The sequence below is a fragment of the Tessaracoccus defluvii genome, assembly GCF_014489575.1.
GTDB classification, from domain to species: Bacteria; Actinomycetota; Actinomycetes; order Propionibacteriales; family Propionibacteriaceae; genus Arachnia; species Arachnia defluvii.
In genome coordinates this window covers 980,565-1,000,420 of the sequence record NZ_CP060789.1, presented here as the reverse complement: position 1 = coordinate 1,000,420, position 19,856 = coordinate 980,565, and the positions used below count along the sequence as shown (strand labels likewise).

At 70.1% G+C, this 19,856-nt stretch carries 17 protein-coding genes and 6 pseudogenes; 15 read left to right on the top strand and 8 right to left on the bottom strand.

Translation table 11 applies throughout. From position 1 onward, the window contains the following. Positions 1–39: 39 nt before the first annotated feature. Positions 40–687, bottom strand: a pseudogene (locus H9L22_RS20030) (cysteine desulfurase family protein); the annotation flags it as partial. A gap of 96 nt (positions 688–783) precedes the next feature. Here H9L22_RS20030 and glgX point away from each other — a divergent pair. The 7 genes and pseudogenes from glgX (at position 784) to H9L22_RS20310 (ending at position 9,271) form a co-directional block, all read left to right on the top strand. Further along, a pseudogene (gene glgX / locus H9L22_RS04715) lies at positions 784–2,928 on the top strand (glycogen debranching protein GlgX). A gap of 58 nt (positions 2,929–2,986) precedes the next feature. Further along, positions 2,987–4,992: pseudogene (locus H9L22_RS04710) on the top strand (alpha-1,4-glucan--maltose-1-phosphate maltosyltransferase). After that, entirely contained in the window at positions 4,989–6,158 is a 1,170-nt protein-coding gene (locus tag H9L22_RS04705; protein WP_187721792.1) for a phosphotransferase, read from the top strand. Before H9L22_RS04710 ends, H9L22_RS04705 begins: the two are co-directional and overlap by 4 nt. Before the next feature lie 2 nt (positions 6,159–6,160). Further along, entirely contained in the window at positions 6,161–8,059 is a 1,899-nt protein-coding gene (gene glgB / locus H9L22_RS04700) for a 1,4-alpha-glucan branching protein GlgB (RefSeq protein WP_187721791.1), read from the top strand. Further along, positions 8,056–8,412, top strand: coding sequence for a hypothetical protein (locus H9L22_RS18525; protein ID WP_226966125.1), 357 nt, complete (start codon positions 8,056–8,058; stop codon positions 8,410–8,412). The genes glgB and H9L22_RS18525 overlap by 4 nt, the downstream gene beginning before the upstream one ends. After that, on the top strand, positions 8,379–8,843 hold the full coding sequence (locus H9L22_RS18520) for an NUDIX domain-containing protein (protein ID WP_226966124.1): 465 nt from the start codon (positions 8,379–8,381) through the stop codon (positions 8,841–8,843). The genes H9L22_RS18525 and H9L22_RS18520 overlap by 34 nt, the downstream gene beginning before the upstream one ends. A gap of 2 nt (positions 8,844–8,845) precedes the next feature. Next, positions 8,846–9,271 (top strand): beta-propeller fold lactonase family protein, encoded by a 426-nt coding sequence (locus H9L22_RS20310; RefSeq protein WP_187721790.1) that lies wholly within the window; start codon positions 8,846–8,848, stop codon positions 9,269–9,271. On the opposite strand, the gene H9L22_RS04685 is transcribed toward H9L22_RS20310, so the two are convergent. Beyond that, on the bottom strand, positions 9,207–10,109 hold the full coding sequence (locus H9L22_RS04685; RefSeq protein WP_187721789.1) for a tetratricopeptide repeat protein: 903 nt from the start codon (positions 10,107–10,109) through the stop codon (positions 9,207–9,209). The two genes, H9L22_RS20310 and H9L22_RS04685, sit on opposite strands and share 65 nt — an antisense overlap. A gap of 61 nt (positions 10,110–10,170) precedes the next feature. Between H9L22_RS04685 and pgm the strand changes: the two are divergent. Next, positions 10,171–11,792, top strand: a pseudogene (gene pgm, locus H9L22_RS04680) (phosphoglucomutase (alpha-D-glucose-1,6-bisphosphate-dependent)). 62 nt (positions 11,793–11,854) lie between these two features. Here the strand turns inward: pgm and H9L22_RS04675 are convergent. Both H9L22_RS04675 and H9L22_RS04670 read right to left on the bottom strand, forming a co-directional pair. Next, positions 11,855–12,415 (bottom strand): PH domain-containing protein, encoded by a 561-nt coding sequence (locus H9L22_RS04675; RefSeq protein ID WP_187721788.1) that lies wholly within the window; start codon positions 12,413–12,415, stop codon positions 11,855–11,857. A gap of 2 nt (positions 12,416–12,417) precedes the next feature. After that, positions 12,418–12,573 (bottom strand): hypothetical protein, encoded by a 156-nt coding sequence (locus H9L22_RS04670; protein WP_187721787.1) that lies wholly within the window; start codon positions 12,571–12,573, stop codon positions 12,418–12,420. Between the two features lie 151 nt (positions 12,574–12,724). On the opposite strand from H9L22_RS04670, the gene mce reads away from it, so the two are divergent. The 6 genes and pseudogenes from mce (at position 12,725) to H9L22_RS20300 (ending at position 16,167) form a co-directional block, all read left to right on the top strand. Beyond that, positions 12,725–13,171, top strand: a complete 447-nt coding sequence (gene mce / locus H9L22_RS04665; RefSeq protein ID WP_187721786.1) for a methylmalonyl-CoA epimerase — start codon at positions 12,725–12,727, stop codon at positions 13,169–13,171. 109 nt (positions 13,172–13,280) lie between these two features. Next, positions 13,281–14,351: a DivIVA domain-containing protein gene (locus H9L22_RS04660; RefSeq protein WP_187721785.1), complete on the top strand. Its 1,071-nt coding sequence runs from the start codon at positions 13,281–13,283 to the stop codon at positions 14,349–14,351. Between the two features lie 66 nt (positions 14,352–14,417). After that, positions 14,418–15,111: pseudogene (nucS, locus tag H9L22_RS04655) on the top strand (endonuclease NucS). Then, positions 15,111–15,386, top strand: coding sequence for a hypothetical protein (locus H9L22_RS04650; RefSeq protein WP_187721784.1), 276 nt, complete (start codon positions 15,111–15,113; stop codon positions 15,384–15,386). The pseudogene nucS and the gene H9L22_RS04650 overlap by 1 nt, the downstream one beginning before the upstream one ends. Beyond that, positions 15,383–15,790: pseudogene (locus H9L22_RS20305) on the top strand (alpha/beta fold hydrolase); the annotation flags it as partial. The gene H9L22_RS04650 and the pseudogene H9L22_RS20305, both read left to right, overlap by 4 nt. 59 nt (positions 15,791–15,849) lie before the next feature. Then, positions 15,850–16,167 (top strand): alpha/beta fold hydrolase, encoded by a 318-nt coding sequence (locus H9L22_RS20300; protein WP_406707821.1) that lies wholly within the window; start codon positions 15,850–15,852, stop codon positions 16,165–16,167. Here H9L22_RS20300 and H9L22_RS04640 read toward each other — a convergent pair. Further along, positions 16,154–16,810 (bottom strand): peptidylprolyl isomerase, encoded by a 657-nt coding sequence (locus tag H9L22_RS04640; RefSeq protein ID WP_187721783.1) that lies wholly within the window; start codon positions 16,808–16,810, stop codon positions 16,154–16,156. The genes H9L22_RS20300 and H9L22_RS04640 overlap by 14 nt on opposite strands. Positions 16,811–16,837: 27 nt before the next feature. Here H9L22_RS04640 and H9L22_RS04635 point away from each other — a divergent pair, with 27 nt between their 5' ends. Continuing rightward, positions 16,838–17,431: a cob(I)yrinic acid a,c-diamide adenosyltransferase gene (locus tag H9L22_RS04635; RefSeq protein WP_187721782.1), complete on the top strand. Its 594-nt coding sequence runs from the start codon at positions 16,838–16,840 to the stop codon at positions 17,429–17,431. Between the two features lie 3 nt (positions 17,432–17,434). Here the strand turns inward: H9L22_RS04635 and H9L22_RS04630 are convergent, their stop codons facing one another. The 3 genes from H9L22_RS04630 to atpD form a co-directional block, all read right to left on the bottom strand. After that, positions 17,435–17,902: a DUF2550 domain-containing protein gene (locus tag H9L22_RS04630; protein ID WP_187721781.1), complete on the bottom strand. Its 468-nt coding sequence runs from the start codon at positions 17,900–17,902 to the stop codon at positions 17,435–17,437. A 78-nt stretch (positions 17,903–17,980) separates the two neighbouring features. Beyond that, positions 17,981–18,394, bottom strand: a complete 414-nt coding sequence (locus H9L22_RS04625; RefSeq protein ID WP_187721780.1) for a F0F1 ATP synthase subunit epsilon — start codon at positions 18,392–18,394, stop codon at positions 17,981–17,983. 2 nt (positions 18,395–18,396) lie between these two features. Next, entirely contained in the window at positions 18,397–19,848 is a 1,452-nt protein-coding gene (gene atpD, locus H9L22_RS04620) for a F0F1 ATP synthase subunit beta (protein ID WP_187721779.1), read from the bottom strand. Between the last annotated feature and the right edge of the window lie 8 nt (positions 19,849–19,856).

Here is a 19,856-nt window from a genome sequence, read left to right as displayed (position 1 = left end):
CGTGCCGGAGCGCACCCCACGCTCCTGTCCCCCGCCAAGCCCCAGCGGCACGAGCCCGACGCTGCGCCGCCCCAGCAGGGCGCCGACCCCGACGGGGCCGCCGACCTTGTGCGCCGACACTGACAGCAGGTCGAGGCCCGAGGCCGCGAAGTCGAGGGGCAGATGCCCGAGTGCCTGGACGGCGTCGCTGTGCATCAGGGCGCCGGCCCGGACGGCCAGCCGCCGCACCTGCTCCACGGGCTGCACGATGCCCGTCTCGTTGTTGACCCACATCACGGAGACCAGAGAGACGTCCGCGCCGATGAGCCGGGCCGCGGCCTCCACATCGACCTCCCCGGACGGCGTCACCGGCAGCAGCCCGGCGCCGTGGTCGACGGCGCCCCGCACCGCGGGATGCTCGACGGCGGACACGAGGCAGCGCGGGCGGCCGGCGCGGGTGGCGGCCCAGGCGCCGAGGACGGCGAGCGAGTCCGCCTCGGACCCTCCTGACGTCCAGATCACCTCGGTCGGGTGGGCCCCCAGCGCCGCGGCAAGCTCCTCGCGGGCCTCCTCCAGCGCCGAACGGGCGCGCTGACCGGGCCGGTGCAGGGACGCCGGGTTCCCCACGACGGCGGACGCCGCGGTGAAGGCCTCGAGAGCCTCGGGACGCAGGGGCGAGGTGGCCGCGTGGTCGAGATAGCTGGGCACGCCGCCACTCTACGGTCGTGTCGCTCGCCGAGATTAGTTGACCGATGAACGAAAGTGGCAGAATTGACCGGCCCGCGCATCCGAGGGAAGGAAACCATGACCCGCGATCTGCCTGAGTCCAGCACGCTGGGCGCCCGCGTCTACGACGGAGGCGTCTCGTTTCGCGTGTGGGCCCACGGGCCGACCGCGTCTGGCTCGCCCTCGTGGACGCCCGGCGTGAACAGACCCACATCGAGATGGCCCGCGACGACGCAGGCATCTGGCATGCCGACGTCGACGGTGTCGGCGACGGCCAGACCTACGGCTTTCGCGTCGAGGGCCCCTGGGATCCGTCAGCCGGCGCCCGGTTCAACTCGGCGCGGCTGCTCCTGGATCCGTACGCCCGCGCCATCAGCGGCGGCGTCGACTTCCGGGGCCCCATCCTCGATCACGAGCCGGGCGACCCCTTCACGAAGTCGGACAGCGACTCGCTGATGTCGGTGCCGCTGTCGGTCGTAGTGGCCGACACACCGGCGCCCACCCCGATCGCCCGCCGCCGCCCCATGTCGGAGACGATCATCTACGAGGCGCACCTGGCGGGGCTCACCAGGCTGCACCCCGACGTGCCAGAGCACCTGCGGGGCACCTACCTCGGCATGGCTGATCCCGCCGTGATCCGGCACCTGACCGAGCTGGGCGTCACCGCCGTCGAGTTCCTGCCGCTGCAGCACTTCATCTCGGAGCCGTTCATCGTCGCCAAGGGCTCAGCAACTACTGGGGCTACAACACGCTCGGCTTCTTCGCCCCCCATGCGTTCTACGCGACGCGCGGCGACATCTGCAACCAGGTCCGCGAGTTCAAGGACATGGTCTCCGCCCTGCACGAGGCCGGCATCGAGGTGATCCTCGACGTGGTCTACAACCACACCGGCGAGGGCGGCCACGTCGGCCCCACGCTGTCCATGCGCGGCATCGACCATCTCGCGTACTACCGGCTCACCAACGACCACCGCGACGACTACGACGTCACGGGGACCGGTAACTCCGTCAACACGTCCCACCCCATGGTGACGGGGCTGATCCTCGACTCGCTGCGCTACTGGGTCACGGAGATGGGCGTGGACGGGTTCCGCTTCGACCTGGCCACCACGCTCATCCGTGACGGCGCGCACCACGTCGACCAGGACCACCCGTTCAAGCAGCTCCTGGCCGCCGATCCGACGTTCGACGACATCAAGCTCATCGCCGAGCCGTGGGACGTCGGCCCCTACGGGTACCAGGTCGGCAACTGGGGCCCCGGCTGGTACGAGTGGAACGACCGGTTCCGCGACCATCTCCGCGACTACTGGCGCGGCGCCGTGCACGGCGTGCAGGAGCTGGCGACCCGGCTCGCCGGCTCGCCCGACCTCTTCGACCGTCCCGGCCGGAGCCCGCAGTCGTCCATCAACTTCATCACCGCGCACGACGGCTTCACGATGCGTGACCTCGTCAGCTACGACATGAAGCACAACCTCGACAACGGCGAGGCCAACCGCGACGGCACCGACAACAACCGCTCCTGGAACCACGGCTGGGAGGGCGAGACCACCGACGAGGCGATCAACGCGCTGCGGCAGCGGCAGGTGCTGAACCTGCAGGCGACACTGATCCTGGCCGTGGGCACCCCCATGCTGACGGCGGGCGACGAGCTCGGCCGCACCCAGGGAGGCAACAACAACGCCTACTGCCAGGACTCCCCCGTCTCCTGGGTGGACTGGACGCCGCAGCTCGGCTGGGAGGACGTGCAGGAACGCCTCCGCAGGCTGATCGCGATCCGGCAGTCCCACCCGGTGTTCCGGCCCACGGACTACGCCTACCACCAGGAGATCTTCAACGCCCACGGCGAGAACCTCCAGCGCGTCGATCTGACGTGGATGGACGGCCTCGGCGGCGAGATGGGCATCGAGTCGTGGCACGACGGCTCGCGGCGCCTGCTCGGCATGTACGTCTCCGATGAGAACGAGGCGTTCCTGACCTGGTTCAACTCGGCCGCCGAGCCCGCGCCGATCATCCTCCCCGGGCTGCCGTGGGATACCGCTACCAGGTGGTGTGGCACAGCGGCGCTGACGACGAGGTACCGACCTGTCCGCTCCCGGCTGCGGCCCAGTTCCTCCTGCCTGCCCGCACGGTCGCCGTCATGCAGGTGTCCGTGCCGCTGACCTCCGCGGAACTGCTGGAACTGCGTGCCGAGGAGGAGCCCTCCTCGCTGAACCTGCTTCTGTAGCGGAGGCGGTGGCTGCGTCCCGCAACGCGACCTCCCCTACTTGGCTAGGCTGAGGCACGTGACCGATGTGTTCCCCGCCCGCGCCTCCAGGCGCATTGTCCGCACCGAAGGCGGCCTCGGCCGCATCCCCGTGGTCGGGGTAAGCCCCGTCATCGAGGGCGGTGTCTACCCGGTCAAGGCCGTCGAACACGAACGGCTGCTGATCCAGGCCAACGTGTTCCGCGAGGGCCACGACGCCGTGATGGCCTCCGTGATCCTCACCTCCCCTGCCGGGACGCAGCGCCGCGTCGACATGACGCAGGTCGAGCCGCTCGGCCTCGACGTCTGGCAGGCGCACATCCGCATGGCCGAACTGGGTGACTGGACCTACCGGGTGGAGGGCTGGTCGGATCCATGGGGCACCTGGGTGCACCACGCCGAGAAGAAGCTCCCCGCCGGAATCGACGTCGACCTGGTCGTGATGGAGGGCCGCGACCTCCTGGCACGGACGGCGGACAACGCCGATGCCCTCGGCGTGACCGGTGCCGCGGGTCTGCTGCGGGCCACGGCCCAGAGCGTCGACGCCGCCACGCCCGTCGACGAGCTGCTGGAGCTGATCGGTTCCGCCCCGATCCGCCGGGCCATGGCCCGGTTCGGCCCCCGCGAACACATCTCCCCCACCGCCGAGTTCCCGATCCGGGTCGAGCGCCGCCGGGCCCTGTACTCCTCGTGGTACGAGTTCTTCCCCCGCTCCCAGGGCGCCTGGGTCGACGAGGACGGCACCTGGCACTCCGGCACCTTCCGGTCGTCCCATGAGAGGCTCGAGGCGGCGGCCGCCATGGGCTTCCACGTCGTCTACCTGCCGCCGATCCACCCGATCGGCTCGGCGTTCCGCAAGGGGAAGAACAACTCCCTGACGCCAGGCGAGCAGGATCCCGGGTCACCGTGGGCCATCGGGTCGGCCGACGGCGGCCACGACGCCATCCACCCCGATCTCGGCACGTTCGAGGACTTCGACGAGTTCGTTGCGAAGGCGAAATCGCTGGGCCTCGAGGTCGCGCTGGACTTCGCGCTGCAGGCGTCGCCCGACCACCCGTGGGTCGCCGAACACCCCGAGTGGTTCACCACGCGGCTCGACGGCACCATCGCCTACGCCGAGAACCCGCCGAAGAAGTACCAGGACATCTACCCGATCAACTTCGACAACGATCCGGTCGGGATCTACCACGAGTGCCTGCGGCTGATCCGCTTCTGGATCGACCGCGGCGTCACGATCTTCCGGGTCGACAACCCCCACACCAAGCCGGTGGAGTTCTGGGACTGGCTCCTCGAGCGGGTCGCCGAGACGAACCCCGAGGTGATCTTCCTCGCCGAGGCCTTCACGAAGCCGCAGATGATGGCGGCGCTCGGCAAGGTCGGCTTCCAGCAGAGCTACACCTACTTCACGTGGCGCAACCTGAAGTGGGAGCTCACCGAGTACCTCACCGAGCTCTCGGGAGACATGGCCGCCTACTACCGGCCCAACTTCTTCGTCACCACCCCGGACATCAACCCGTTCCCGCTGCAGTCGGGCAACCCGGCGCTGTTCGCCATCCGCGCCATCCTGGCCGCGACGCTGTCACCGTCGTGGGGTGTCTACTCCGGGTTCGAGCTGTTCGAACACGCGCCGCTCGCCCCGGGCGCGAGGAGTATCTCGACTCCGAGAAGTACGAGTTCCGCCCCCGGAACTTCGACGCGCAGCCCAACCTCAACCTCCTGCTGGGCACCCTGAACCAGATCCGCGAGGACCACCCGTCACTGCAGCAGCTGCGCGAGATCCACTTCCATCACGCGCCCCACGACCGCGTGATCGCCTACTCCAAGACCGACGGCGACGACACCACGCTGATGGTCGTCTCGCTCGATCCGGACGAGACGGTCGAGTCTCTGCTGCGCCTCGACGTCGCCGCCCTCGGCTTCCCCGGTGCGACCCGGTTCAGCGTCCGTGACGAGCTGACCGGCGAGACCTACGAGTGGGGCGAGCAGGCCTATGTCCGCCTCTACCCGGGCCGGCCGGCCCACATCCTCCATGTGACGCCTCTGTGACCGACCAGCAACTCCGCGACCTGCTGTGGGACCTCGCCTCCCAGCAGCGGTGGTTCCCGGGCCGCGGAGGGACCGTGGCGGGAGCCAGGGCCGGGGAGGCTGTCGAGGTACACGACGCGCGCCTGCTGCCCGCGGTGCTGGAGGTGGCCTTCCCCGACGGCCGTCGGGAGGACTACCTGATCCCACTGGTGCTGCGCGACGGCAAACCCCCCATGGACGCATGCGACGACGGCGCCGTGCTCCTGGAGGCGCTGCGCAGCGGCGCCCCCGGCTTCGAGGCCACCAGGCCCATCCCCGCCGGTCTGCCGGCCCGGCGCTTCGCGGGCGAGCAGTCCAACACGACGGTGTTCTTCTCCGACCAGCTGCTGGTGAAGGTGTTCCGCCGTATCGAGCCCGGCATCAACGTCGACGTGGAACTGCACGAGGTTCTCGCAGGCTCCGGCGTGGCCGCGGAGCTGTACGGGCGCTGGCGCGTCGATGGAACCGACTACGCCGTCTTCCTTGAGGCCCTGCCCGATCCGACGGACGGCTACGTCCTGGCCTGCCGCCACGCCCGCGACGGCGCCGACTTCACCACGCACGCGTGGGCGCTCGGAGAGGCTCTCGCCACGGTCCACCGCACGCTCGCCGAGCGGCTGCCGAGCGACACCACTGCCTCCGGCGCCGTCCTCGCGGCTGGCTTCCGCCGTCGTTTCGCGCAGGTCGAGGCCGAGGTCGACGAGGTGGCCACCCACAGCGCCGCCGTCGACGCCGTCTTCGGGGCCATCGCAGACGAAGTCGTCGCGACGCAGCGGATCCATGGCGACTGCCACCTCGGGCAGGTGCTGCTGACCCGCGGCCGCTGGGTCTACGTCGACTTCGAGGGCGAGCCCATGGCCTCCCTGGAGGAGCGGCGGGCCCCCGACACCCCGCTGCGCGACCTCGCGGGCATGCTGCGATCGTTCGGTTACGCCCGGGCTGACGGCGGCGCCCCCGCCTCCTGGCTGCTGGCCTGCCGGCGCGCGTTCCTGGAGGGCTACGGTCTCGACCCCGACGTGCCGAATCCGCTGTTGACGGCGTACGAAACGGACAAAGCAGGCTACGAAGTCTCCTACGAAGCGCGTTATCGCCCCCACCTCATGCGGGTGCCACTAGATTTTCTGTCAGAACTTCCCGAAGGAGCATGACGATGGGCCACGACCAGTTCGGCGGACTGACCGGGAGGGATCTCGAGGGATTCCACAACGGGGGTGACACGGAGCTGTGGCGGCGCCTCGGCAGCCACGTCGTGACTCTCCCTGACGGGGCGGGCGGGCAGGCGACCGGCGTGCGGTTCGCCGTCTGGGCCCCCAACGCCCGATCGGTGCAGGTCATCGGCGACTTCAACTGGTGGACCGGCGACGCGCTCCAGTTGGTGCCGGGCAGCGGCGTGTGGGCCACCTTCATCGAGGGTCTTGGCGAGGGCACGCTCTACAAGTTCCGCATCGAGACGGCGGACGGCTCGTGGGTCGAGAAGGTCGACCCCATGGCCAGGTTCAGCGAGCAGGCGCCTGCGAACGCGTCGATCGTCTACGAGTCCCGCTACGTGTGGTCCGACGATGAGTGGATGCAGGCCCGCGCCGCCTCCGCGGCGCACGCCGAGCCCATGAGCGTCTACGAGCTGCACCTGGGTGGCTGGCGCCGCGGCAAGTCGTACCTGGACCTGGCCGAGGAGCTCGTCAGCTACGTGAAGTGGCAGGGCTACACGCACGTGGAGTTCATGCCGCTCGCCGAGCACCCGTTCGAGCCCAGCTGGGGCTACCAGGTCACCGGCTACTTCTCTCCCACGTCACGCTTCGGCAAGCCCGACGACCTGCGCTACCTCATCGACAGGCTCCACCAGGCCGGCATCGGCGTGATCATGGACTGGGTGCCGGGCCACTTCCCCAAGGACGAGTGGGCGCTGGGCCGCTTCGACGGCACCGCGCTCTACGAGCACGCGGACCCCCGTCAGGGCGAGCACATGGACTGGGGCACCTACATCTTCAACTACGGCCGCAACGAGGTGAAGAGCTTCCTGGTCAGCAACGCGCTGTACTGGGCCAAAGAGTTCCACATCGACGGCCTGCGCGTCGACGCCGTCGCCTCCATGCTGTACCTCGACTACTCCCGCGAGGAGGGTCAGTGGGTGCCCAACGAGTTCGGCGGCCGGGAGAACCTCGACGCCATCGACTTCCTCCGCTACGTCAACACGCACCTGTACGAGCGTGAGCCGGGCATCATCATGATCGCCGAGGAGTCCACCAGCTTCCCGGGGGTCACCAAGCCCGTCCACGCCGGCGGCCTGGGCTTCGGCTTCAAGTGGAACATGGGATGGATGAACGACTCGCTGCGCTACGTGCAGCTCGACCCGGTCTACCGCCAGTACGAGCACAACCTGCTCACGTTCGCGATGGTCTACCAGTACTCGGAGAACTTCCTCCTGCCCATCAGCCACGACGAGGTCGTCCACGGCAAGGGCTCCATGGTCAACAAGGTGCCGCAGGACGACTGGCGCAAGTTCGCCACCCTGCGCGCCTTCTACTCGTACATGTGGAGCTTCCCCGGCAAGCAGCTCGTGTTCATGGGCTGCGAGTTCGGGCAGCGGCCGGAGTTCAACGAGTCGATCAGCCTCGAGTGGTGGGTCAGCGAGCTGTGGGGCCACGGCGGGCTGCAGCGCCTGTTCCGCGACCTCAACCTGACCTACCGGGCCAACCCGGCGCTGTACGCGCTCGACAACGACCCGTCGGGGTTCAGCTGGATCAACGCCGACGACGCGGCCCGCAACACGCTGGCCTGGGTGCGCCACGACGGACAGGGCAACCACGTCGCCTGCATCACGAACTTCTCGCCGGAGCCCCTCACCGACTACGAGATCGGGCTGCCCACCCCGGGCGACTGGGAGGAGATCCTGAACACGGACGCCCCCATCTACGACGGCTCCGGCGAGTTCGGCAACCTGGGCCGCATCGTCGCCGATGACCGTCCCTGGAGTCACTTCCCCGCCACCGCGCGGGTGACTGTCCCGCCGCTGGGGTCGATCTGGCTGCGCTACTCCACGGCCCCGTGAGCGAGTTCCTGGTCGAGGTCGACGCGGACGGCGACGCCGGCCGGCTGCGCTGGGGCGAGCAGGAGGTCGACCTGGCCACCCTCTCGCGCGCCGTCTCGCTGGCCTCCGACGACGCGCTCGTGGGCCGCGGGCTGCGGCGCCTCCAGGTCGAGCTGCCTGCCTGGGATGCGCCTGCCCGCACGGCACTGCACCGGGCCGGGTTCCGGCTCGAGGGGCGGCTGCGGTCGGTCATCGAACGCCCGAGGGCGTCTACCACGACCTGCTCGTCTACGCGCGGCTCGCCGTGGACCCCGTCTACGGCCCGCACGGCCATTCGGGGGTGCTGGACTCGATCCTGCCCACGAAGCGGGTGATCGCGCACGCCCTGTTCCGCGACGCGGGCGGGCGCGTGCTGCTGCTGGAGACCACCTACAAGGACGACTGGGAGCTTCCCGGCGGGGTCGCGGAGGTCGGCGAGTCACCGCGGCTGGCCGCCGAGCGGGAGATCCGGGAGGAGATCGGCCTCGAGGTCACGCTCGGGGCGCCGCTGCTGGCCGACTGGATGCCGCCGTACCTCTCCTGGTCCGACGCCGTCGAGTTCATCTTCGACGGCGGCGTCCTCGACGCTGCCACCGCGGCCAGGGTGGTGCCCTCCGACAGGGAGATCCGCGCCGTGCACTGGGTCGAGCCGACGGCCGTCGGCGACCACGTCACGGCGCTGTCGCAGCGGCGCCTGGCACTGCTGCTCGGTGGCTTCACGGGCTACACCGAGGCTGGCCACCTGGTGGGCGACGAGGGGGCCTGACCGTGCGCACCCTCTGGATCGGCGCCTACCCGGCCGCGGGCACCGCGCCAGGAACGGGTGAGGGCATCTGGAGGCTCCACCTGGATCCCGGCAACGGGCGCCTTGCCGACGCAGGTCCCCGGCAGGCCGCAGCGCACGCACACCAGACCATCCTCGCCCCCGGCGGGCGCTGGGTGCTCGTGACCGACCTGGGCGCCGACAGGCGTGGCCTGCCGCCGCTGCAACCGGATCACCGAACACGTCTTCGCGGCGGGCGAGGCCTCGCCCGCGCGCGCCGGGCTGCCCGTCCGCGGACGGGTCCACGACCTTCCCGAACGGTGGCCGCGACACCACGCCGGCCTGTGTGCTCCCGGGCTGAGCCGCTCAGAACAGGACGGTCGAGAGCCTCCGGCGCGCCTTCAGCACCACGGGGTCGGTGCGGCCGATGACCTCGAACAGCTCCAGCAGGCGCACCCGCACGACCTCGCGCTCGTCGGCGTCCAGGCCGGCCGCCAGCGTCAGCAGGCGGTCGAGCGCCTCCGCGTATGCGCCGTTGATCACGTCGAGGTCGGCCGCATCCAGCTGCGCCTCGACGCCCGCCGGCTCGGCGGCCGCCCGGCGCCCGATCGACTCGGGGTCGAAGCTCAGGCTGCGGACCAGCAGCGCGGCCTGCGCCCGTCCCGCCAACACCTCGGCGTCGGTCGGGGTCTCCTTCAGCAGCGCGTCGAACTCCTCGACGGCGCGCGCAAAGTCGCCGGCCTCCAGGGCCGCGTCGGCCTTGGCGAAGCGCGGGTTGGCGGGCGCAGCGCCGCCGTCGGCGCCCTCGGCCGTCACAACCGCGACCGGCTGGGCCCGGCCGGTGATGCCGTTGGCGACCGCAAGCTGCGCCACCTGATCCAGCAGCGCGGCGATCTCGTCGGCCGCACGCGTGCCCTGGAACAGCGGCGCCATCTGCCCGCCGATCAGGGCGACGACGGTCGGGACGCCCTGCACGCCGAGGCCCTGGGCGAGCCGCGGCTCCGCATCGACGTCGACGCGGGCGAGCAGGAACCTGCCGCCGGCCGCGTTGACCAGCGAGGCGAGGGTCTCGCCGACTGCGGCACCCTGCGGGTCGTGGGCGGAGTGGAAAGCGAGGATGACCGGGTACTGCATGGAGCTGCCGGCAACCTCCTGGAATGTGGCCTCGGTCAGGTCGATCACGAACCCGCCTGCGGCCGCAGCGGGAGCCGCCTGGGCGAGGGAGGAGAGGTCGACGGCGCCGGGCCGGGAGAAAGTCGCATCGGTCATGACCCCTATCTTGGCGAGAGCCACCGCACCATTCAACCGGGCCCGCCCTAGGATGTGCCCCATGGCACACGAGCGCGCAGGGCTCCCGGCCCTGGAATCCGACCTGATCGACGTCGACACGCTGATCGCGGCGTACTACGACCTCACCCCGGACCCGGACGATCCCGACCAGCAGGTCGTCTTCGGCACATCCGGCCACCGCGGCAGTTCCCTCGACACCGCCTTCAACGAGGCCCACATCGCGGCCACCACGCAGGCGATCGTCGAGTACCGGGCCGCGCAGGGCACCACCGGCCCCTGTTCATCGGCAAGGACACGCACGCGCTGTCGGAGCCGGCGTGGCGCACCGCCATCGAGGTCCTCCACGCCAACGGGGTCCACGTCTACGCGGAGCGCGAGGACGAGTACACGCCCACCCCCGCCGTCTCGCGCGCGATCCTGCGGCACAACGCCGCCAACTCGGTCGCCGCCGACGGGATCGTCGTCACCCCGTCCCACAACCCGCCCCGTGACGGCGGGTTCAAGTACAACCCGCCCACGGGAGGACCCGCGGACACCGACGCCACCAGCGTCATCGCCGCCCGGGCGAACGAGCTGCTGCGGGACCCGGCCGCGATCCGCAGGACGCCCTACGAACGGATCGCCGGCGAGGTCGCCCGCTACGACTACCGGACCCCGTACTGCGCGGAGCTGGCAGAGGTCCTCAACCTCGACGCGATCCGCGGCTCCGGGCTGATCCACGGCGCCGACCCCATGGGCGGCGCCGCGGTGCAGTACTGGCAGCACCTGGCCGAGCTCGGCCTCCCCATCGAGGTCGTCAACCCCACGGTCGATCCGACGTGGCGGTTCATGACGCTGGACACCGACGGCAAGATCCGCATGGACTGCTCCTCTCCCAACGCGATGGCGTCCCTCGTGCAGCAGCGTGACCGCTACTCCATCGCCACGGGCAACGACGCAGACTCCGACCGGCACGGCATCGTCACCCCCGACGCGGGCCTCATGAACCCGAACGCCTACCTCGCGGTCGCCATCAACTATCTCTTCGCGAACCGTCCCGGCTGGTCGCCGGCCGCGGGCGTCGGCAAGACGCTCGTGTCCAGCTCGCTGATCGACAAGGTCGCGGGCAAGCTGGGCCGTCGCCTCGTGGAGGTCCCGGTGGGCTTCAAGTGGTTCGTGCCCGGACTCACCGACGGCTCCATCGGCTTCGGTGGCGAGGAGTCGGCCGGGGCGTCGTTCCTGACGCTCGCCGGCGGCACCTGGACCACCGACAAGGACGGCATCCTGCTGGCCCTGCTCGCCTCGGAGATCCTCGCCGTCACGGGCAGGACCCCGAGCCAGCACTACGCGGAGCTCGAGGCCGAGTTCGGGAGGTCGTTCTACGCACGCGTGGACGCCGACGCCGACCGCGCCCAGAAGGCCCGGCTCTCCCAGCTGAGCGCCGAGGACGTGACCGTCACCGAACTCGCGGGCGAGCCGATCACGGCCGTGCTGTCACACGCGCCCGGCAACGGCGCGGCCATCGGCGGGATCAAGGTCACCACCGACACCGCCTGGTTCGCCGCACGGCCCTCCGGCACCGAGGACAAGTACAAGATCTACGCCGAGTCCCTCAAGGGGGCCGACCACCTGACCGAGGTGCAGTCGGCGGCCAAGTCCCTGGTGGACGCGGCACTCAGGTAGGCAACGCGCCCACGCCTCTGCCGCGTCCGACGCGGCACGGCAGAGGGGTGGGCGTCGCGACGTCAGGTGCCGTCGGGCTCCGCCGCGTCGTCGACGTCCCACAGGTCGACCTTCATCGTCTGCCGCAGGCCGGCGAGCTGGATGACCCGCTGGATCGTCAGGTCGCGGCGCTTCGGGTCGCCGACGTAGCGGATGTCGCGCAGGCCCTGGTCCTGGGCGGCCGACTCGAACACGAAGTGGCCGTAGCCCATGAGCAGGCCGTCCCACGGCTGCGTCATGGAGATGTCCAGGATCCGGCTCATCGGCATCGTCGCCAGGTGCGTGTTGAACACGCCATGCACCCGGAAGACGCGCATGTTGGTGATCACGAAGCGGTCCATGTAGGCGACATGCACCTTCCAGGCGCCCACCAGGAAGGCGGTCAGCCCCAGCAGGAGCCCGATCCAGAACAGCGGCCCGAGCCACACCATCCAGGCGAACAGGGGGATGCTCAGCGCCATCAACGCGTACCACCCGGCGGTGGCCGCCCAGTGCTTGCGGACCTCGTCGATGACGATCTCACCTTCGACGGCGAGGAGGTGGTCGTCGATCTGCGGGTCGAGGAAGCGCCCGAGGACGCCCATCGCTACGACGCCAGCGTCGTGAAGAACCGGCCGATGCTCTCGAACGCCCCGAAGAACGTCATCACGGCCTGCGCCGCCGCCTCAGGACGGGTGAACAGATAGAAGAGCACGAAGGCTACGACCAGCACCAACAGGATCTTCTTGATCCACGAGACCACAGCGCCCTCCTCTTCCAGACCTGGCACCCAAGTTTGCACCATCGCGGGGCCGGTTCCCGACGCGGCGCGCCGTGTCGGGCCCGGAAACGCCGGGGTTCAGTTACCAAACCCCGCCCTCAGCAGTCACGCGGGCGTGTGCAAAGCTGAAGCCATGGAGAATTCGGATCTGTTCATCTGCATCGACCACGTCGGCCTGGCCGTCCCCGACCTCGACGAGGCCGTCAAGTTCCACACCGAGGTCTTCGGCTGGCGCGAGCTGCACCGCGAGGTCAACGAGGAGCAGGGCGTCGCCGAGGCCATGATGGGCACGGGCGAGCAGGGCGCCGAGAACGCCAAGATCCAGCTGCTGGCCCCGCTCAACGAGAACTCGACGATCGCCAAGTTCCTCACGAAGAACGGCCCCGGCATGCAGCAGCTCGCCTACCGGGTCGCCGACCTCGACCACGTCAGCGCCGTCCTGAAGGAGCGCGGCATGCGCCTGCTGTTCCCGGAGGCCAAGCGCGGCACCGGCGGCTCGCGGATCAACTTCGTGCACCCCAAGGACGCCCGCGGCGTGCTGCTGGAGCTCGTCGAGCTCCCCAAGGGCGAGCAGCACTGAGTCATCCAAGGACGACGTGGAGGGGCGGACCGGCGACAGCCGGCCCGCCCCTCCCGCGTTTGCGGCAGGCGACCGGCTAGGCTCGCCGTGGACGGAAAGGACCCCCAAGGTGACTGAATCCCGCGACAACGACACCGAAGAAACCGGCCTCAACCTTTTCGAGGACCGTGCCACGGCTGCCGGGAACTTCCCGCACGCCATGCTCGGCTACGACAAGCACTCGGTCGACAGCTACATCCGCGAGCTGGAGGGCAGGCTGTCCCAGGTGCGTGGCCAGCTGCGCGAGTCCACCCGGGAGATCCAGTACGTCAAGAACGAGGTCGGCACCACAGACTTCAGCAGGCTCGGCGCCCACGCCGCCGGCCTGCTGCGGGCCGCAGAGGCCCAGGCCGGGGACCTCATCGAGCGCGCAGAGCGGGAGTCCGACCGCATCCGGGCCGAGGCCCGCCGCAGCGCCGCCGCCCTGCGCGAGTCCGCGCAGCAGGAGGCGGACGATGTCCGGCTCACCGGGCTGGCCAGCATGCGGCAGCTCCGCCAGGAGCAGGCCGACCTCGGACGCTCCACCCTCGAGATGGCGCGCCGCGACGGGAAGCTCGAGATCGAGGCCGCCCGGACCCGCGCCAAGGCCGTCGTCGACGGCGCAGGGGCCCAGGCCTCCGGCCTGCTGGAGGCGGCCCGCGTCGAGGCCGCCAGGACGGAACAGGAGGCGAAGCGACGCGCCGCCGACATCCGCGCCGAGGCGGAGAAGGCCGCGCAGGACGCGCTGACGAAGTCGGCTGACGCCACCAGGGCGGCCGCCACCTCCATCACGGAACGCCTCGCCCAGGCCGAGCACGATGCCGACGCCGCCGCGGAGCGGGTCGCAGAGGCCAGGCTCGAGGCCGAGCAGATCAGGGCCGAGGCGGTCAGGGCCGCGGAGGAGATCCGGCTCGGCTCCACGCGCCAGGCCGAGGAGACGCTGAAGACCATGCGCGAGCGGGCGGCCGAGGCCGAGTCCGAGCTCGAGGAGAAGCTGGCCTGGCGCCGCGAGCAGCTCGAGCGTGAGATCGCTGCGCTCGAGGCCCGCAAGGCCGCGGCTCTCGCCCAGCTGGGTGACCTGCGGGCACTGGCCGAAGAGTCCGATGAGCTGTTCGCCGCCGCGGACGAGCCCACCACCCGGATCACCCCGCAGAAGCCGTGATCATCCCGACGGCTCACGCCGGGCTCCGCTTTGGACGCGGCCGGGCCGCACGGGTAGGTTGAAGCGGTGCGTTTGGTGATAGCCCGGTGTCAGGTCGACTACGTGGGTCGGCTGACCGCCCATCTCCCCATGGCGACCCGCCTCATCCTCGTCAAGGCTGACGGTTCCGTCTCCGTCCACGCCGACGACCGGGCCTACAAGCCGCTCAACTGGATGAGCCCCCCGTGCACCATGACCGTCGCCGAGCCGGAGGCCGACGCGGCGGAAGCGCTCGGGTCTCCGAGGTGTGGAACGTGCGCTCCCGCGACGGCGACACGCTGCGGATCTCGCTCGCCGAGGTCCTGCACGACTCCGACCACGAGCTGGGCATCGACCCGGGCCTGCAGAAGGACGGCGTCGAGGCGCACCTCCAGGTTCTCCTCGCGGAGCATCCGGCCACCCTCGGCGACGGCCTGGTGCTGGTCACCCGGGAGCACCTCACCCCCATCGGCCCCGTCGACCTGCTGCTGAAGGACGCCACCGGCGCCTACGTGGCCGTCGAGGTGAAGCGACGCGGTGAGATCGACGGCGTCGAGCAGCTCACGCGCTACCTGGAGCTGATGAACCGGGATCCCCTGCTCGCCCCGTGCGCGGGGTGTTCGCGGCCCAGCAGATCAAGCCGCAGGCGCGCACCCTGGCCGAGGACCGCGGCATCGAGTGCCGCACCATCGACTACGACGCCCTGCGCGGCATGGACAACGCCGAGGATCGGCTGTTCTGATGGCGAAGCGCCCCTCGAAGCACCTGCGCACCCCGCGGCCCCTGCTCGCAGGCGGCGCCCAGCGGCGCGTCACGAAGGCGGCAGGCAGCTTCATCGTGCGTGACGTGCCCGCCCAGCGCGCCGAGAAGGAGTACCGCTGCCCCGGCTGCTCGCAGAAGGTGGCGGCGGGAACGGCGCACGTGGTCGTCTGGCCCGACACGCCGCCCGTCGGCGTGGACACCGGTCTCGAGCTCCGCCGCCACTGGCACAGCCACTGCTGGGCGGTGTCACGGTGAACCTCCACTCCCTGACGGTGGGGTCCGGCCCGTCGCCCGTGGTCTTCCTCCACGGCCTCTTCGGCCAAGGCAAGAACTGGGGGTCGATCGCCAACGCGCTCGGCACCGAGGCGACGTCCCACCTCATCGATCTCCCCAACCACGGCCTGTCGCCGTGGACGGAGACCTTCGAGCTGGATCAGCAGGCCGACCTGATCGCCGACTGGATCGCCGACGCCGTCGGCAGGACGGCGCTCGTGGGTCACTCGCTGGGCGGGAAGCTGGCCATGCGGGTCGCGCTCCGTCGCCCCGAACTCGTGGACCGGCTCATGGTGGTGGACATCTCCCCCGCCCGCAACGAGGCCGCCCAGTCGTTCGCCGCCCTCGTCGCTGCGCTGCGCCAGCTCGACATCGACCACCTCACGAGCCGCACCCAGGCCGACCGAGAGCTCACCCCCGCCATCCCGGACGACGTCGTCCGACGATTCCTGCTGCAGAACCTGCGGCACAAGGATCCCACTGGAGCTGGCTGTCGAACTTCGACCTGCTGGGCGACTCGCTGCACCAGATCGGCGGCTGGCCGCCCATCGACGCCGTCTACGACGGCCCGACCCTCTGGGTCACGGGCGGGCGCTCCCCCTATGTCACCCCGGAGCATGCGGAGCCGATGCGGCAGCTGTTCCCCCGGGTGCTGCAGGTGACCCTGAAGCGGGCCGGGCACTGGGTCCACGCCGACGAGCCGGAGGCCTTCATCAGCGTCTGCCGGCGCTTCCTGGCCGCCGAGGCTGTCACCCCAGCGTGACGGCCTCGATCACCGCCTCGGCGATGGGGCTGATCCCGTCCTCGGCCGCGACCCCCTGGGCGGCGATGCCGCCGACCACGTCGGTGCCCGCCTGATCCATCGTCGCGAAGACGGTGTACTTCGGCGGCAGCGGCGTGTCAGCCCAGACCAGGAAGAACTGGGAGCCGCCGGTGTTGGGGCTGCTCGCGTTCGCCATCGCCACGGTGCCGGCCGGGTAGGTGAGATCCTTGCTGACCTCGTCGGGCACGGTGTAGCCCGGCCCGCCCGTCCCGGTGGCTGTCGGGTCGCCGCACTGCAGGATGAAGATGCCCGTGTCGACGAGCCGGTGGCATTCGGTGCCGTCGAAGTACCCCTGCTCCGCCAGCGACAGGAACGACGCGACGGTGCACGGCGCCTTCTCCCTGTCGAGCGTGAGAGCCACCTCACCCGCGGTCAGCTGGAGCGTCGCCGTCACCGTTCCCGTGGCAGGCACGGCCTCGCCTGACGGCGGGTCGACGGGACGGGCGGGATTGCCCGCCGGCGGGAACTCGCAGGTGACTGAGCCGTCGGGGGCCGGGTCGGCCGACTGGTTCGCGTCGGCGCAGCCGGCGAGGCCGAGGCTCAGCAGGAGGGTCAGGACAAGGGCGGACGGAGAAATGCGCACCCGTCAACTCTGGCATAGATTGGCACCATGGTCATTCTCTCCAAGATCTATACGCGCACCGGCGACGCCGGCACCACCCGGCTCTCCGACAACTCGGAGGTCTCGAAGAACGACCCGCGGGTCGAGGCCTACGGCAGCATCGACGAGGCCAACGCCGCCATCGGCGTCGCCCTGGCCATGGGCACGCTGCCCGCACGCCTGACCGAGATGCTGGGGCTGATCCAGAACGAGCTGTTCGACGTGGGCGCCGACCTGTCCACGCCGCGGCACCCCAGCCCCAAGTGGCCCCCGCTGCGGATCGAGCAGCCCTCGATCGACCGGCTGGAGGCCTACTGCGACGAGCTGCAGGAGACCCTCCCGATCCTCAAGAGCTTCATCCTGCCGGGCGGCACCCCCGCCGGGGCCCAGCTGCACGTGGCGCGCACGATCACGCGGCGGGCGGAGCGGGCGGCGTGGATCTGCCACGCGGAGTTCGGGACCGCCGACGAGGGTGGCATCAACCCGCTGGCGATCACGTACCTGAACCGGCTCTCGGACTTCCTGTTCATCGCGAGCCGCGTGGCGAACGGCACCGAGGGCGAGATCCTCTGGGTTCCTGGAACCGACCGGGCCCGCCCCTGACGCTCAGGCGCCCGGCGGGGACTCGGGGCTCGACGCCCTGAGGTAACTGCCGGGCGGGGCGGACTCCAGCCAGCTGAGCAGCGCCAGGACCTCCTCGCGGGCCAGCGACAGCGCCGATGTCTTCCCGGTCACCCGGTCGCGCACCGTCACGATCGGCGAGTCGTCGAACAGTGCGATGGCCTCCACGCCCTGCGGGATGCGCTGATGCACGTACGCCGTCGAGAACCGGTGCAGGACCACGGCAGGGCGCAGGCTCATGGAGAAGGCGCGGAACCACTCCAGGGTCTCACCCCGGTAGCGCGCGACGCCCAGGACCCAGCCGCCGCCCGGGGCATCCTCATGGAGTTGCCAGGCGCAGTCGAAGAGGCCGCCCTGGCCGGTGAGCCAGCGGCGGCGGAGGTAGAGCAGGGCGAAGGGCGCGAGTAGCAGGACGATCACGCCGAGCGTGATCAGAAGAATCCCCCAGGGCACGCGCTCCTCCTTCCCGAATGTTGGCCCTCATGCACTCAGGGCAGCCCCCGCTGGGGACCGCCCTGAGTGAGTCGGATGTTATTGCTCGCCGGTGGCCTTCTCGCCGGCCTTGATCTGCGCCTGCAGCAGCCGCAGATGGTGTAGCTGGTCGTCGGAGGCGTTGCCGTTGAGGGCGAGTACCTCCAGTTCTGCGGCGTCCTTGCGGGCCTGTTCCAGGCCCACCTCGTGCCCCAGCTGCGCGTGCTGACTCAGCAGCGAGACACGGCCATGGTCGACCGAGATGAACCCGCCGTCGACCACGATGGCCTCGGAGCGCCCGTCCGCGGTGACGATGTCGACCACGGACGGAACGAGCAGCGCCAGCAGCGGCTCGTGGCCCGGGAGGATGCCGATGTCGCCGTTGACGGTCCTGGCGATGACGTTGACGGCCTCACCCGACCAGACGACCCTGGTCGCCGAGACGACCTCGACCTGAAGCGGGGGACGATCCATGCTCAGTTTTCCTTCTGGATCTTCGCCCAGGCCTGCATGACGTCTTCCATGCCACCGACGTTGAAGAACGCCTGCTCCGCGATGTGGTCCACGTCGCCGCGGGTGATCATCTGGAAGCCCTCGATGGTGTCGGCCAGCGGCACCGTCGAACCGGGAACGTTGGTGAACTTCTCGGCCGTGTAGGTGTTCTGCGACAGGAACTGCTGGATCCGGCGGGCCCGGTTCACGATGATCTTGTCCTCCTCGGACAGCTCATCGATACCCAGGATCGCGATGATGTCCTGGAGTTCCTTGTTGCGCTGCAGGATCTGCTTGACGCGAACGGCGGTGTCGTAGTGCGCCTGACCGATGTACTGCGGGTCGAGGATACGGCTGGACGACGTCAGCGGATCCACGGCCGGGTACAGGCCACGCGAGGCGATCTCACGCGACAGTTCCGTGGTCGCGTCGAGGTGGGCGAACGTGGTCGCCGGTGCCGGGTCGGTGTAGTCATCGGCCGGCACGTAGATGGCCTGCATCGACGTGATGGCGTGACCCTTCGTCGACGTGATCCGCTCCTGGAGCTGACCCATCTCGTCGGCGAGGTTCGGCTGGTAGCCCACCGCGGACGGCATGCGCCCGAGCAGCGTCGACACCTCGGAGCCGGCCTGCGTGAACCGGAAGATGTTGTCGATGAAGAGGAGCACGTCCTGGTTCTCGACATCGCGGAAGTACTCCGCCATCGTCAGGGCCGAGAGCGCGACGCGCAGTCGCGTGCCCGGAGGCTCGTCCATCTGGCCGAAGACGAGGGCGGTGTCCTTGAGGACGCCCGCCTCCTCCATCTCGTTGATGAGGTCGTTGCCCTCACGGGTGCGCTCCCCCACGCCGGCGAACACCGAGGTGCCGCCGAAGTTGTGGGCGATGCGGAAGATCATCTCCTGGATGAGGACCGTCTTGCCGACGCCGGCGCCGCCGAAGAGGCCGATCTTGCCACCCTTCACGTACGGGGTCAGCAGGTCGAGGACCTTGATGCCGGTCTCCAGCATCTCGGTGCGGGGCTCGAGCGCGTCGAACTTCGGCGCCGGGCGGTGGATCGGCCAACGCTCGGTGATCTCGATCGTCGAGGGGTCGACGTTGAGCACGTCGCCGGTCACGTTCCAGACGTGGCCCTTCGTGACGTTGCCCACGGGAACCGAGATCGGGGCACCGGTGTCGCGGACCTCAGCGCCGCGGCGCATCCCATCGGTCGGCTTCAGTGCGATGGCACGGACGAGGCTGTCGCCGACGTGGAGGGCGACCTCCATGGTCATGGTGCGCTTCTCGCCCATGACCTCGGTGTCGACCAGGAGGGCGTTGCCGATCTCGGGAATCTGGTCAGCCGCGAACTCGACGTCCACGACAGGGCCGATGACACGGGCCACGCGGCCGACGCCACCCGTGGTGGCCGCCTGCGTGTCGCTCACAGTGGCAGTCATTGTTTACC

What these genes read in the sequence shown, in the direction of transcription:
- H9L22_RS04685 (WP_187721789.1), bottom strand. Translation starts at nt 10,109, where the DNA reads ATGACCGATGCGACTTTCTCCCGGCCCGGCGCCGTCGACCTCTCCTCC.
- glgB (WP_187721791.1), top strand. Translation starts at nt 6,161, where the DNA reads ATGGGCCACGACCAGTTCGGCGGACTGACCGGGAGGGATCTCGAGGGA.
- H9L22_RS04625 (WP_187721780.1), bottom strand. Translation starts at nt 18,394, where the DNA reads ATGGATCGTCCCCCGCTTCAGGTCGAGGTCGTCTCGGCGACCAGGGTC.
- atpD (WP_187721779.1), bottom strand. Translation starts at nt 19,848, where the DNA reads ATGACTGCCACTGTGAGCGACACGCAGGCGGCCACCACGGGTGGCGTC.
- H9L22_RS04635 (WP_187721782.1), top strand. Translation starts at nt 16,838, where the DNA reads ATGGTCATTCTCTCCAAGATCTATACGCGCACCGGCGACGCCGGCACC.
- mce (WP_187721786.1), top strand. Translation starts at nt 12,725, where the DNA reads ATGGAGAATTCGGATCTGTTCATCTGCATCGACCACGTCGGCCTGGCC.
- H9L22_RS04650 (WP_187721784.1), top strand. Translation starts at nt 15,111, where the DNA reads ATGGCGAAGCGCCCCTCGAAGCACCTGCGCACCCCGCGGCCCCTGCTC.
- H9L22_RS04675 (WP_187721788.1), bottom strand. Translation starts at nt 12,415, where the DNA reads ATGGGCGTCCTCGGGCGCTTCCTCGACCCGCAGATCGACGACCACCTC.